The organism is Klebsiella sp. WP4-W18-ESBL-05 (assembly GCF_014169075.1).
GTDB lineage: Bacteria > Pseudomonadota > Gammaproteobacteria > Enterobacterales > Enterobacteriaceae > Kluyvera > Kluyvera ascorbata_B.
This window is the reverse complement of record NZ_AP022057.1, coordinates 4,011,638-4,025,570: the sequence shown is the minus strand read 5'-3', so window position 1 is coordinate 4,025,570 and position 13,933 is coordinate 4,011,638. Positions and strand designations below refer to the sequence as shown.

The 13,933-nt window shown below is 55.6% G+C and carries 11 protein-coding genes; all 11 read left to right on the top strand.

Annotated features, from left to right (window positions below):
• Positions 1-6: 6 nt before the first annotated feature.
• A complete protein-coding gene (gene cdsA, locus H7R58_RS19355; protein WP_106925572.1) occupies positions 7-864 on the top strand; it encodes a phosphatidate cytidylyltransferase in 858 nt (285 codons plus the stop codon).
• Positions 865-875: 11 nt separating this feature from the next.
• Positions 876-2,228 carry a sigma E protease regulator RseP gene (gene rseP, locus H7R58_RS19350; protein WP_182929432.1) on the top strand — a complete coding sequence of 451 codons (1,353 nt, stop codon included), beginning with the start codon at positions 876-878 and terminating at the stop codon, positions 2,226-2,228.
• Positions 2,229-2,259: 31 nt separating this feature from the next.
• A complete protein-coding gene (gene bamA, locus H7R58_RS19345; protein ID WP_106925576.1) occupies positions 2,260-4,671 on the top strand; it encodes an outer membrane protein assembly factor BamA in 2,412 nt (803 codons plus the stop codon).
• Between the two features lie 124 nt (positions 4,672-4,795).
• Positions 4,796-5,281: a molecular chaperone Skp gene (skp, locus tag H7R58_RS19340; protein ID WP_106925578.1), complete on the top strand. Its 486-nt coding sequence runs from the start codon at positions 4,796-4,798 to the stop codon at positions 5,279-5,281.
• Between the two features lie 3 nt (positions 5,282-5,284).
• Positions 5,285-6,310 (top strand): UDP-3-O-(3-hydroxymyristoyl)glucosamine N-acyltransferase, encoded by a 1,026-nt coding sequence (gene lpxD / locus H7R58_RS19335; protein ID WP_106925580.1) that lies wholly within the window; start codon positions 5,285-5,287, stop codon positions 6,308-6,310.
• A 103-nt stretch (positions 6,311-6,413) separates the two neighbouring features.
• A complete protein-coding gene (gene fabZ / locus H7R58_RS19330) occupies positions 6,414-6,869 on the top strand; it encodes a 3-hydroxyacyl-ACP dehydratase FabZ (protein ID WP_052285413.1) in 456 nt (151 codons plus the stop codon).
• 3 nt (positions 6,870-6,872) lie between these two features.
• Positions 6,873-7,661, top strand: a complete 789-nt coding sequence (gene lpxA / locus H7R58_RS19325; protein WP_106925582.1) for an acyl-ACP--UDP-N-acetylglucosamine O-acyltransferase — start codon at positions 6,873-6,875, stop codon at positions 7,659-7,661.
• Positions 7,661-8,809 (top strand): lipid-A-disaccharide synthase, encoded by a 1,149-nt coding sequence (gene lpxB / locus H7R58_RS19320; protein ID WP_182929431.1) that lies wholly within the window; start codon positions 7,661-7,663, stop codon positions 8,807-8,809. Before lpxA ends, lpxB begins: the two co-directional genes overlap by 1 nt.
• Positions 8,806-9,402, top strand: coding sequence for a ribonuclease HII (gene rnhB, locus H7R58_RS19315; RefSeq protein ID WP_182929430.1), 597 nt, complete (start codon positions 8,806-8,808; stop codon positions 9,400-9,402). Before lpxB ends, rnhB begins: the two co-directional genes overlap by 4 nt.
• A 36-nt stretch (positions 9,403-9,438) precedes the next feature.
• Positions 9,439-12,921 carry a DNA polymerase III subunit alpha gene (gene dnaE / locus H7R58_RS19310; RefSeq protein WP_182929429.1) on the top strand — a complete coding sequence of 1,161 codons (3,483 nt, stop codon included), beginning with the start codon at positions 9,439-9,441 and terminating at the stop codon, positions 12,919-12,921.
• A 12-nt stretch (positions 12,922-12,933) separates the two neighbouring features.
• Positions 12,934-13,893 (top strand): acetyl-CoA carboxylase carboxyl transferase subunit alpha, encoded by a 960-nt coding sequence (accA, locus tag H7R58_RS19305; RefSeq protein WP_106925590.1) that lies wholly within the window; start codon positions 12,934-12,936, stop codon positions 13,891-13,893.
• Positions 13,894-13,933: the final 40 nt, after the last annotated feature.

Sequence of the window (13,933 nt, the reverse complement as noted above, 5' to 3'; positions counted from 1 at the left end):
TAGCTTTTGCTGAAGTATCGCCTGATTTCTGCATTAATTCTAATACCGGTTGTCATTGCAGCCCTGTTTCTGCTGCCGCCCGGCGGCTTTGCTATTGTGACGCTGGTTGTCTGTATGCTGGCGGCCTGGGAATGGGGACAATTAAGCGGTTTCACCTCGCGCACTCAACGCGTGTGGCTGGCGGTGCTATGTGGCCTGTTGCTGGCGGTGATGCTCTTTATGATTCCGGAATATCACCACAATATTCATCAACCGGTGGTGGAAACATCGCTGTGGGCCTCGATGGTCTGGTGGGTGATTGCGCTGGTATTGGTGCTCTCTTATCCCGCGTCCGCCGCCTTCTGGCGTCAGTCAAAGGTTCTGCGCCTGATTTTCGGTATCGTCACGATTATACCGTTCTTCTGGGGAATGCTGGCGCTGCGCGCGTGGCACTATGATGAAAACCACTACAGCGGCGCGCTGTGGCTGCTTTATGTCATGATCCTGGTCTGGGGCGCAGACTCCGGAGCCTATATGTTTGGTAAGCTGTTCGGCAAGCACAAGCTGGCGCCGAAGGTTTCGCCGGGCAAAACCTGGCAGGGGTTTATCGGCGGCCTGATCACGGCGGCAATTATCTCCTGGGCTTACGGCCTGTGGGCAAATCTGGACGTTGCACCGTCCATACTGTTAACCTGTTCCATCGTGGCAGCGCTGGCTTCCGTTTTGGGTGATCTCACCGAAAGTATGTTCAAACGTGAAGCCGGCATTAAAGACAGCGGTCATTTGATTCCTGGCCACGGCGGGATCCTTGACCGAATCGACAGCCTGACGGCGGCGGTACCGGTCTTTGCCTGCCTGCTGCTGCTGGTTTTCAGGACGATTTAACGGATGGACTTATGCTGAGCATTCTCTGGAACCTGGCCGCGTTTATTGTCGCGTTAGGGGTATTGATCACCGTACACGAATTTGGTCATTTCTGGGTTGCTCGGCGCTGTGGCATCCGCGTAGAACGCTTTTCTATCGGTTTTGGTAAAGCGCTGTGGCGTCGCGTAGATAAGCGCGGCACCGAATTTGTGGTCGCCCTGATTCCGCTGGGTGGCTACGTCAAAATGCTCGACGAGCGCGTTGACGCGGTGGTGCCTGAAATGCGCCACATGGCGTTTAACAATAAAACGGTTGGCCAGCGCGCTGCCGTTATCGCCGCCGGCCCCATCGCTAACTTCCTCTTCGCTATCTTCGCCTACTGGCTGGTGTTTATCATTGGCGTCCCTGGTATTCGTCCGGTTGTTGGTGAAATAACCGCCAATTCCATCGCGGCGGAAGCACAAATTGCACCAGGCACGGAACTAAAAGCCGTCGATGGTATCGAAACGCCTGACTGGGATGCTGTGCGCATGGCGCTGGTGGCGAAAATTGGTGACGAAAGCACCACTCTCACCATGGCCCCTTTCGGCAGCGAGCAGCGTCAGGATAAAATCCTCAACCTGCGGCACTGGGCGTTCGAGCCGGATAAAGAAGATCCGGTGACCTCGCTCGGTATTCGTCCGCGAGGTGCGCAAATTGAACCGGTGCTGGCAGAGGTGCAGTCTGACTCTGCGGCGCGTAAAGCCGGTTTACAAGCGGGGGATCGGATCGTTACAGTCAACGGTCAGCCGCTGACGCAATGGATGACGTTTGTTACGCTGGTGCGTGATAACCCCGGCAAAGCGTTACAGCTGGAGATCGAAAGGCAGGGCAGTCTCTTGTCTTTAAGTCTGATACCAGATACAAAACACGGTAGCGGAAAAGCGGAAGGGTTTGCAGGGGTAGTACCAAAGATTATCCCGCTGCCTGAGGAATATAAAACAGTGCGCCAGTATGGGCCATTCAGCGCCATCGTCGAAGCCACGGAAAAAACCGGGCAGTTGATGAAGCTGACGGTCAGTATGCTGGGAAAATTGATCACCGGTGACGTCAAACTGAACAACCTCAGTGGGCCGATTTCTATCGCCCAGGGGGCTGGGATGTCTGCGGAGTATGGGCTGATTTACTACCTGATGTTTCTTGCACTCATCAGCGTGAATTTAGGCATAATCAACCTGTTCCCGCTCCCCGTATTAGATGGGGGACATTTGCTGTTTTTGGCGATTGAGAAGCTGAAAGGCGGCCCGGTATCCGAGCGAGTTCAAGACTTTAGTTATCGCATTGGCTCTGTTCTGCTGATGTTGTTAATGGGGCTTGCACTTTTCAATGATTTCTCTCGGTTGTAAGAGAGTTAGTTAGGAAGAACGCATAATAACGATGGCGATGAAAAAGTTGCTTATAGCGTCGCTGCTGTTTAGCAGCGCGACCGTATACGGTGCTGACGGGTTCGTGGTGAAGGACATTCATTTCGAAGGCTTGCAGCGTGTCGCTGTTGGTGCGGCCCTTCTCAGTATGCCAGTACGTCCTGGCGATACCGTCACTGATGACGACATCAGTAACACCATTCGCGCCCTGTTTGCGACGGGCAACTTTGAGGATGTTCGTGTCCTGAGAGACGGCGATGTGTTGCTGGTGCAGGTCAAAGAGCGTCCAACGATTGCAAGCATCACCTTCTCCGGCAATAAGTCGGTGAAAGATGACATGCTCAAGCAAAACCTGGAAGCCTCTGGCGTTCGCGTCGGTGAATCTCTCGACCGCACCACGCTTTCCGATATCGAGAAAGGGCTGGAAGATTTCTACTACAGCGTCGGTAAGTACAGCGCGAGCGTGAAGGCGGTTGTCACTCCGCTGCCGCGTAACCGCGTCGATCTGAAGCTGGTGTTCCAGGAAGGCGTTTCCGCCCAGATCCAACAGATCAACATCGTCGGTAACCATGCGTTCAAAACCGAAGATCTGATCTCCACGTTCCAGCTGCGCGATGAAGTGCCGTGGTGGAACGTGGTCGGCGATCGTAAATATCAGAAACAGAAGCTGTCGGGTGACCTTGAAACCCTGCGCAGCTACTATCTGGATCGCGGCTACGCCCGTTTCAACATCGATTCCACTCAGGTGAGCCTGACGCCGGATAAAAAAGGCATCTACATCACCGTGAACATCACCGAAGGCGACCAGTACAAACTGTCTGGCGTACAGGTGACCGGGAATCTGGCAGGGCACTCGGCGGAAATTGAGAGCCTGACCAAAATCGAGCCGGGCGAGCTGTATAACGGCGCGAAAGTGACCAAAATGGAAGATAACATTAAGAAACTTCTTGGTCGCTACGGCTACGCGTACCCGCGCGTACAGTCCCAGCCAGAAATCAACGACACGGATAAAACCGTTAAGCTGCACATCAACGTTGATGCCGGCAACCGTTTCTACGTGCGTAACATTCGCTTCGTCGGCAACGACACCTCGAAAGATGCCGTCCTGCGTCGCGAAATGCGTCAGATGGAAGGGGCATGGCTCGGCGGCGACCTGGTTGACCAGGGTAAAGACCGTCTGAACCGTCTGGGCTTCTTCGAAACCGTCGATACCGAAACCCAGCGCGTGCCGGGTAGCCCGGACCAGGTAGACGTCGTCTACAAGGTGAAAGAACGTAACACCGGTAGCTTCAACTTCGGTATCGGCTACGGTACGGAAAGCGGCGTGAGCTTCCAGGCGGGCGTTCAGCAGGATAACTGGTTAGGTACCGGTTACTCTGTGGGTATCAACGGTACCAAGAACGACTACCAGACCTACACCGAGCTTTCTGTGACCAACCCGTACTTTACGGTTGATGGCGTTAGCCTTGGCGGTCGCGTCTTCTACAATGACTTTAAAGCAGATGATGCTGACCTGTCGTCCTATACCAACAAAAGCTATGGTGTCGACGGTACGCTGGGCTTCCCGATTAACGAATACAACTCACTGCGTGCGGGTCTGGGCTACGTCCACAACGACCTGTCCAATATGGAACCGCAGGTGGCGATGTGGCGTTATCTGGACTCCATCGGCCAGACGGCCGGTACGACCAGCGATAATAACGGCTTCTCGGCGAACGACTTCACCTTCAACTACGGTTGGACATATAACAAACTCGACCGCGGCTACTTCCCGACGGACGGTTCACGTGTCAACCTGAACGGTAAAGTGACTATCCCGGGCTCCGATAACGAGTTCTACAAGGTTACGCTGGATACGGCGTCCTACTTCCCGATTGATGACGATCATCAGTGGGTCGTGCTGGGCCGTACCAAGTGGGGTTACGGTGACGGTCTGGGCGGCAAAGAGCTGCCGTTCTATGAGAACTTCTATGCCGGTGGTTCAAGCACCGTGCGTGGCTTCCAGTCCAACACCATCGGCCCGAAAGCGGTTTACTACGGCGCGTCTGGCCTGGATAACTGCGATCAGTCCGGCGGCTACTGTAAGTCTGATGACGCCGTCGGCGGTAACGCCATGGGCGTGGCCAGCCTGGAGCTGATCGTACCAACGCCGTTTATCAGCGATAAGTACGCGAACTCGGTACGTACGTCGTTCTTCTGGGATATGGGTACCGTTTGGGATACCAACTGGCAGAATACGGCGACGATGAAGGCTGCTGGCGTTCCTGACTACAGCGACCCGAGCAATATCCGTATGTCCGCGGGCATCGCATTACAATGGATGTCGCCATTGGGGCCGTTGGTCTTCTCCTACGCCCAACCGTATAAAAAATACGATGGAGACAAATCGGAGCAGTTCCAGTTTAACATTGGTAAAACCTGGTAATTGCTCTTTGCAAAGGAATGCGGGTTCAGTGTAGTTTGCTGGCATAAGGCGATAGCGTCAGGTGGCTTCGGCCACCAAAAGAACAGTACCTTCGGGTACGTATGGGATGGTAAGGAGTATTATTGTGAAAAAGTGGTTAGTCGCAGCAGGTCTGGGTTTAGCAATGGCCGCATCTGCTCAGGCAGCAGACAAAATTGCAATTGTTAATATGGGTAGCCTGTTCCAGCAAGTTGCACAGAAAACCGGCGTTTCCAGCACCCTGGAAAACGAATTCAAAGGCCGCGCTGGCGAACTTCAGCGTATGGAAGGTGACCTGCAGTCTAAAATGCAGCGTCTGCAGTCTATGAAAGCTGGCGCCGATCGCACCAAGCTGGAAAAAGACATCTCTTCCCAGCGTCAGACTTTCTCCCAGAAAGCACAGTCCTTTGAACAGGACCGTCAGCGTCGTACCAACGAAGAACGTGGCAAACTGGTTACTCGTATCCAGACTGCTGTGAAATCCGTTGCTGCTAGCCAGAGCATCGACCTGGTGGTTGACGCTAACGCCGTTGCATTCAACAGCAGCGATGTTAAAGACATCACCGCTGATGTACTGAAACAGGTTAAATAAGTAATGCCTTCAATTCGACTGGCTGACTTAGCTCAGCAGTTGGATGCGGAATTACACGGTGATGGCGATATCGTCATCACCGCTGTCGCGTCCATGCAATCCGCTAAGGCGGGTCATATCACGTTCCTGGTTAACCCCAAGTACCGTGAACACCTGTCCGCTTGTGAAGCGTCGGCGATTGTCCTGACGCAAGATTTACTGCCTTTTGCCAAAGGCGCTGCGCTGGTAGTGAAGAACCCCTACCTGACCTACGCACGCATGGCTCAGATTTTAGATACCACGCCGCAGCCGGCGCAGGATATCGCCCCGAGCGCGGTTGTCAGTCCGTCGGCCACGCTCGGTCATAACGTCTCTATCGGCGCGAACGCGGTGATTGAGTCAGACGTTGTGCTGGGCGATAACGTCGTGATTGGGGCGGGGTGTTTCGTCGGTAAAAAAACAAAAATTGGTGCGGGCTCTCGCCTGTGGGCGAACGTGACCATTTACCACGAAGTCGAGATCGGCGAGAATTGCCTGATCCAATCCAGCACCGTCATCGGTTCTGATGGCTTCGGCTATGCCAACGATCGCGGCAACTGGGTGAAGATCCCGCAGCTTGGCCGCGTGATCATTGGCGATCGCGTGGAGATCGGCGCCTGTACGACGATCGACCGCGGCGCGCTTGACGACACGCAGATCGGCAACGGTGTTATCATTGATAACCAGTGCCAGATTGCGCACAACGTGGTGATTGGTGACAATACCGCGGTCGCAGGCGGCGTGATTATGGCCGGTAGCCTGAAAATTGGTCGTTACTGCATGATTGGCGGCGCCAGCGTGATTAACGGCCATATGGAAATTTGCGACAAGGTTACCGTAACCGGTATGGGCATGGTTATGCGTCCCATTTCCGAGCCTGGCGTATACTCGTCCGGTATCCCGCTCCAGCCGAATAAGGCATGGCGCAAAACGGCCGCACTGGTGATGAATATTGATGAAATGAGCAAGCGTCTCAAAGCCGTTGAACGCAAGCTTGATAATCAAGACTAATTTTCATCCGTATCGCATGATACTTTCCGGCCTGTCGGCATTCTTGTAATCCGGCAGGCCGTGTTATTATTGCCCCTTAGTATATTTTGACAGGAAGAGTATTTTGACAACTGACACTCATACTCTGCACATTGAAGAGATTTTAGAACTTCTGCCGCACCGTTACCCGTTCTTACTGGTAGACCGCGTGCTGGATTTTGAAGAAGGTCGTTTTCTGCGCGCAGTGAAAAATGTTTCCGTAAATGAGCCGTTTTTCCAGGGCCACTTCCCTGGCAAACCGATTTTACCGGGCGTGCTGATTCTGGAAGCGATGGCGCAGGCAACCGGCATTCTGGCGTTTAAAAGCGTTGGTAAACTGGAGCCAGGCGAACTGTACTATTTTGCAGGCATTGATGAAGCGCGCTTCAAGCGTCCTGTCGTGCCAGGCGATCAAATGATTATGGAAGTCACCTTCGAGAAAACCCGCCGTGGCCTGACTCGCTTTAAAGGCGTTGCGCTGGTCGACGGTAAAGTGGTTTGCGAAGCAACAATGATGTGTGCGCGTAGCCGGGAGTCCTAATCTGTGATTGATAAAACCGCCTTTATCCATCCTACCGCCATTGTGGAAGAGGGCGCCGTTATTGGCGCTAACGTTCACATTGGCCCGTTTTGTATTGTGGGTCCTGACGTCGAAATCGGCGAAGGTACCGTACTGAAGTCTCACGTTGTGGTTAACGGTCATACCAAAATTGGTCGTGATAACGAGATCTATCAGTTCGCTTCTATCGGGGAAGTTAACCAGGATCTGAAATACGCTGGTGAACCGACTCGCGTGGAAATTGGCGATCGCAACCGCATTCGCGAAAGCGTCACCATTCATCGCGGCACAGTACAGGGCGGTGGATTGACGAAGGTGGGCAGCGATAACCTGCTGATGATCAACGCCCACGTGGCGCACGATTGTACGGTCGGCGATCGCTGTATTCTGGCCAATAACGCCACCCTCGCGGGCCACGTTTCGCTGGATGATTTTGTGATCATCGGCGGCATGACCGCGGTGCACCAGTTCTGCATTATCGGTGCGCATGTGATGGTTGGCGGCTGTTCTGGCGTTGCTCAGGACGTTCCGCCGTACGTTATTGCCCAGGGCAACCACGCGACGCCGTTTGGCGTCAACATCGAAGGCCTGAAGCGTCGTGGCTTCAGCCGCGAAGCGATCACCGCGATCCGCAATGCCTATAAAGCCTTGTACCGCAGTGGTAAAACGCTGGACGAAGTGAAGCCGGAAATCGCCGAGCTGGCGAAGCAGTATCCGGAAGTTCAGCCGTTTAGCGATTTCTTCGCCCGCTCTACGCGCGGCCTGATTCGTTAATGACTGAACAGCGTCCCCTGACGATTGCCCTGGTCGCCGGAGAAACCTCCGGCGATATTCTTGGTGCAGGCCTCATTCGCGCCCTCAAAGCGCGCGTTCCTGACGCGCGCTTTGTCGGCGTGGCCGGTCCGCGTATGCAGGCCGAAGGCTGTGAAGCCTGGTACGAAATGGAAGAGCTGGCGGTGATGGGTATCGTCGAAGTGCTGGGGCGACTACGTCGTTTGCTGCACATTCGTGCCGATCTGACTCAACGCTTTACCGACCTCAGGCCCGACGTCTTTGTCGGCATTGATGCCCCCGATTTCAACATCACGCTTGAAGGTAATCTCAAGAAGCAGGGGATCAAAACGATCCACTACGTCAGCCCGTCCGTATGGGCCTGGCGCCAGAAACGCGTCTTCAAAATTGGCAGAGCCACCGATCTGGTGCTCGCATTTCTGCCTTTTGAAAAAGCGTTTTACGACAAATTTAACGTCCCGTGCCGCTTTATCGGCCACACCATGGCCGACGCCATGCCGCTGGATCCGGATAAAAATGCCGCGCGGGATACGCTGGGGATCGCCCACGACGTTCACTGTCTGGCCATGCTGCCGGGTAGTCGCGGTGCCGAAGTGGAGATGCTCAGCGCAGATTTCTTAAAGACCGCGCAGCTGCTGCGTCAGCAGTATCCCGACCTTGAAGTCGTCGTACCGTTGGTTAACGCGAAGCGTCGCGAACAATTCGAGCGAATCAAAGCGGAAGTGGCCCCCGATCTCGCGGTGCGCATGCTCGACGGCATGGCGCGTGAGGCGATGATCGCCAGCGATGCGGCGCTGCTGGCCTCTGGCACGGCGGCGCTTGAATGCATGCTGGCAAAATGCCCGATGGTGGTGGGCTATCGGATGAAACCGTTCACCTTCTGGCTGGCTAAACGGCTGGTGAAGACCGACTATGTCTCGCTGCCTAACCTGCTGGCGGGGCGTGAGCTGGTTAAAGAACTGCTGCAGGATGAGTGTCAGCCAACGCTGTTAGCCGAAGCGCTACAGCCGCTGCTGGCCAACGGCAAAACCAGCCACGCGATGCACGATACGTTCCGTGAACTGCATCTGCAAATTCGCTGCAACGCGGACGAACAGGCGGCAGACGCGGTGCTGGAGTTAGCACGATGATTGAATTTGTATATCCCCATACCCATCTCGTGGCGGGTGTGGATGAAGTCGGGCGCGGCCCGCTGGTCGGCGCGGTAGTGACGGCGGCGGTCATCCTCGATCCGTCTCGTCCGATTGTGGGTCTTAACGACTCGAAAAAACTCAGTGAAAAGCGCCGTCTGGCGTTGTTCGATGAAATCAAAGAGAAGGCGCTGTGCTGGAGCCTTGGCCGCGCAGAGCCGCACGAAATTGACGAGCTTAATATTCTGCATGCCACCATGTTGGCTATGCAGCGTGCGGTCGCCGGGCTGTCTATTGTGCCGGAATACGTACTTATCGACGGCAACCGCTGTCCGGCGTTGCCGATGCCCTCCATGGCGGTGGTGAAGGGCGATAGCAGGGTGGCGGAAATTAGCGCAGCGTCTATCCTCGCTAAAGTGACGCGTGACGCCGAAATGGCCGAGCTGGACACGGTGTTCCCGCAGTACGGCTTTGCCCAGCACAAGGGTTATCCAACCGCTTTTCATCTGGAAAAGCTTGCGCAATATGGCGCGACCGAGCATCACCGACGCAGCTTTGCTCCCGTCAAACGCGCGCTGGGACTCGTGTCCTGATTCGTGCGTCGAGAATAAGTAAACCGGAATCTAAAGATGGCTGAACCACGTTTCGTGCACCTGCGGGTGCATAGCGACTACTCCATGATCGATGGGCTGGCAAAAACCGGGCCGCTGGTGAAAAAGGCGGCCTCGTTAGGCATGCCTGCGCTGGCGATTACCGATTTTACCAACCTCTGCGGCCTGGTGAAGTTCTACGGAGCGGGCCACGGCGCGGGAATCAAACCGATTGTCGGCGCCGATTTTAACGTGCAGAGCGAACTGTTCGGCGATGAGCTGACCCATTTAACGGTGCTGGCGGCCAATAATACCGGCTACCAGAACCTGACGCTGCTGATTTCCAAAGCCTACCAGCGCGGATACGGCGCGGCTGGCCCGATCATCGATCGTGACTGGCTACTTGAGCTGAAAGAGGGGCTCATTTTGCTGTCCGGCGGTCGTATGGGTGACGTCGGGCGTGCCCTGCTGCGCGGTAATATGGCGCTGGTGGAGCAGTGCGTTGGTTTTTATGAAGAACATTTCCCTGACTGTTATTTCCTCGAGCTGATTCGTACCGGTCGCCAGGATGAAGAGTCATACCTGCATGCGGCGGTGGAGCTGGCGGAAACGCGTGGCCTGCCGGTCGTGGCGACCAACGATGTGCGGTTCCTGGAACCCGGTGATTTTGACGCGCACGAGATTCGCGTTGCAATCCACGATGGCTTTACCCTCGACGATCCTAAGCGCCCGCGCAACTACTCCGCGCAGCAGTATATGCGCAGCGAAGAAGAGATGTGCGAGCTGTTCTCGGACATTCCGGAAGCGCTGGAAAATACCGTTGAGATTGCCAAACGTTGTAACGTGACGGTGCGTCTCGGCGAGTACTTCCTGCCGCAGTTCCCGACCGGCGATATGACCACCGAAGACTTCCTCGTCGCGAAGTCAAAAGAGGGGCTGGAAGAACGCCTGGCGTTCCTGTTCCCGGATCCGGAAGTTCGCGCCAAGCGCCGTCCGGAATACGACGAGCGTCTGGATATTGAGCTCCAGGTGATCAACCAGATGGGCTTCCCGGGTTACTTCCTGATCGTGATGGAGTTCATCCAGTGGTCGAAGGATAACGGCGTGCCGGTAGGGCCGGGCCGTGGTTCCGGTGCAGGCTCACTGGTGGCTTATGCCCTGAAAATTACCGATCTCGACCCGCTGGAGCTTGACCTGCTGTTCGAACGCTTCCTTAACCCGGAACGTGTCTCGATGCCCGACTTCGACGTCGACTTCTGCATGGAGAAGCGCGATCAGGTGATCGAGCACGTGGCCGAAATGTACGGCCGCGATGCGGTATCGCAGATTATTACCTTCGGTACCATGGCGGCGAAAGCGGTGATCCGCGATGTGGGCCGCGTTCTGGGCCACCCGTACGGTTTCGTCGACCGCATCTCTAAGCTGGTGCCGCCCGATCCGGGTATGACGCTAGCGAAAGCCTTCGAAGCCGAACCGCAGTTGCCGGAAATCTACGAAGCGGATGAAGAGGTGCGCGCGCTCATCGACATGGCGCGTAAGCTTGAAGGGGTCACCCGTAACGCCGGTAAACACGCCGGTGGCGTGGTGATTGCGCCGACCAAAATTACCGACTTTGCGCCGCTATACTGCGATGAGCAAGGTCTGCATCCGGTTACCCAGTTTGATAAGAACGACGTGGAATACGCCGGGCTGGTGAAGTTCGACTTCCTCGGCCTGCGTACGCTTACCATCATCAACTGGGCGCTGGAAATGATTAACGCCCGCCGCGAGCGCAACGGCGAGCCGCCGCTGGATATCGCGGCTATTCCGCTCGACGATAAGAAAAGCTTCGACATGCTGCAACGCTCGGAAACCACGGCGGTCTTCCAGCTTGAATCGCGCGGCATGAAGGATCTGATTAAGCGCCTGCAGCCTGACTGCTTCGAAGATATGATCGCGCTGGTGGCCCTGTTCCGTCCGGGCCCGCTGCAGTCGGGGATGGTTGATAACTTTATCGACCGTAAACACGGCCGCGAAGAGATCTCTTATCCGGACGTGCAGTGGCAGCACGAAAGCCTGAAGCCGGTACTGGAGCCAACCTACGGCATTATCCTGTACCAGGAACAGGTGATGCAGATTGCCCAGGTGCTTTCCGGCTATACCCTCGGCGGCGCGGACATGCTGCGTCGTGCGATGGGTAAGAAAAAGCCGGAAGAGATGGCCAAGCAGCGCGGTGCCTTTGAAGAAGGGGCGAAAAAGAACGGCGTTGATGGCGAACTGGCGATGAAAATCTTTGACCTGGTGGAGAAATTCGCCGGTTACGGGTTTAACAAATCGCACTCTGCGGCTTATGCGCTGGTGTCTTACCAGACGCTATGGCTGAAGGCGCACTATCCGGCCGAGTTTATGGCGGCGGTAATGACTGCCGATATGGACAACACCGAGAAGGTGGTCGGCCTGGTCGACGAATGCTGGCGCATGGGGCTGAAAATATTGCCGCCGGATATCAATTCAGGTTTATATCATTTCCACGTGAATCATGACGGGGAAATCGTGTATGGTATCGGCGCCATTAAGGGCGTCGGTGAAGGCCCGATTGAAGCCATCATCGAAGCGCGTAACAACGGCGGCTATTTCCGCGAGCTTTTCGACCTTTGCGCACGTACCGACACCAAAAAGCTCAACCGCCGGGTGCTGGAAAAGCTGATTATGTCCGGCGCGTTCGATAGGCTTGGTCCGCATCGCGCCGCGCTGATGAATTCGCTCGCCGACGCGTTAAAGGCGGCGGATCAGCACGCGAAAGCGGAAGCGATTGGCCAGGCTGATATGTTCGGCGTGCTGGCGGAAGAGCCGGAGCAGGTCGAGCAATCCTACGCCAACTGCCAGCCATGGCCAGAGCAGGTCGTTTTAGACGGTGAGCGCGAAACGTTAGGTCTGTACCTGACGGGGCATCCGATCAACCAGTATTTAAAAGAAATTGAGCGCTATGTCGGCGGGTATCGACTCAAAGACATGCATCCGACGGAACGTGGGAAAGTGACCACGGCCGCGGGGCTCGTGATTGCCGCGAGGGTTATGGTCACCAAGCGCGGCAATCGTATCGGCATCTGTACGCTGGATGACCGTTCCGGACGCCTGGAGGTCATGCTGTTCTCCGAGGCGCTGGAAAAATACCAGCACCTGCTGGAAAAAGACCGCATACTTATCGTCAGCGGACAGGTCAGCTTTGATGACTTCAGCGGCGGCCTTAAAATGATGGCCCGCGAAGTGATGGACATTGACGAAGCCCGGGAAAAATACGCTCGCGGGCTTGCTATCTCGCTGACGGACAGGCAAATTGATGACCAGCTTTTAAACCGACTCCGTCAGTCTCTGGAACCCCATCGTTCGGGAACCATTCCAGTACATCTCTACTATCAGAGGGCGGATGCACGTGCGCGGTTGCGTTTCGGTGCAACCTGGCGTGTCTCTCCGAGCGATCGTTTACTCAACGATCTGCGTGGCCTCATCGGTTCGGAGCAGGTGGAACTGGAGTTTGACTAATACAGGAATACTATGAGTCTGAATTTCCTTGATTTTGAACAGCCGATTGCAGAGCTGGAAGCGAAAATCGATTCTTTGACTGCGGTTAGCCGTCAGGATGAGAAACTGGATATTAATATCGACGAAGAAGTGCATCGTCTGCGTGAAAAAAGCGTAGAGCTGACGCGCAAAATCTTTGCCGATCTCGGCGCATGGCAGGTAGCCCAACTGGCGCGCCATCCGCAGCGCCCGTACACCCTGGATTATGTCCGTCTGGCGTTTGATGAGTTTGACGAACTGGCCGGCGATCGCGCCTATGCTGACGATAAAGCTATCGTTGGTGGTATCGCACGCCTGGACGGTCGCCCGGTGATGATCATTGGTCATCAGAAAGGCCGTGAAACTAAAGAAAAAATCCGTCGTAACTTCGGCATGCCGGCACCGGAAGGCTATCGTAAAGCGCTGCGCCTGATGGAAATGGCGGAACGCTTCAACATGCCGATTGTGACCTTCATCGACACCCCAGGGGCTTACCCGGGCGTCGGCGCAGAAGAGCGCGGCCAGTCTGAAGCGATTGCCCGCAACCTGCGCGAAATGTCACGCCTGAGCGTGCCGGTTATCTGTACCGTTATCGGTGAGGGTGGCTCCGGCGGCGCGCTGGCAATTGGTGTGGGCGATAAAGTGAATATGCTGCAGTACAGCACCTATTCCGTTATCTCTCCGGAAGGCTGCGCCTCTATTCTGTGGAAAAGCGCCGACAAAGCGCCGCTGGCCGCAGAAGCGATGGGCATCATCGCCCCGCGTCTGAAAGAGCTGAAGCTGATTGACTCCATCATCCCGGAACCGCTGGGTGGCGCCCATCGTAACCCGGAAGTGATGGCGGCCTCGCTGAAAGCACAGCTGCTGGCTGACCTGGCCGATCTCGATGTGCTGAGCAAAGAAGATCTGCTGAACCGTCGCTATCAGCGCCTGATGAGCTACGGTTACGCGTAAGCCATTCGTAAGACGTTCCTGAAAAGGGCCACAGTTTGTG

Bases quoted from the DNA above. Each gene is read 5' to 3' on its own strand.
- rseP (WP_182929432.1), top strand. From the start codon at position 876: ATGCTGAGCATTCTCTGGAACCTGGCCGCGTTTATTGTCGCGTTAGGG.
- bamA (WP_106925576.1), top strand. From the start codon at position 2,260: ATGGCGATGAAAAAGTTGCTTATAGCGTCGCTGCTGTTTAGCAGCGCG.
- lpxD (WP_106925580.1), top strand. From the start codon at position 5,285: ATGCCTTCAATTCGACTGGCTGACTTAGCTCAGCAGTTGGATGCGGAA.
- lpxB (WP_182929431.1), top strand. From the start codon at position 7,661: ATGACTGAACAGCGTCCCCTGACGATTGCCCTGGTCGCCGGAGAAACC.
- rnhB (WP_182929430.1), top strand. From the start codon at position 8,806: ATGATTGAATTTGTATATCCCCATACCCATCTCGTGGCGGGTGTGGAT.
- dnaE (WP_182929429.1), top strand. From the start codon at position 9,439: ATGGCTGAACCACGTTTCGTGCACCTGCGGGTGCATAGCGACTACTCC.
- accA (WP_106925590.1), top strand. From the start codon at position 12,934: ATGAGTCTGAATTTCCTTGATTTTGAACAGCCGATTGCAGAGCTGGAA.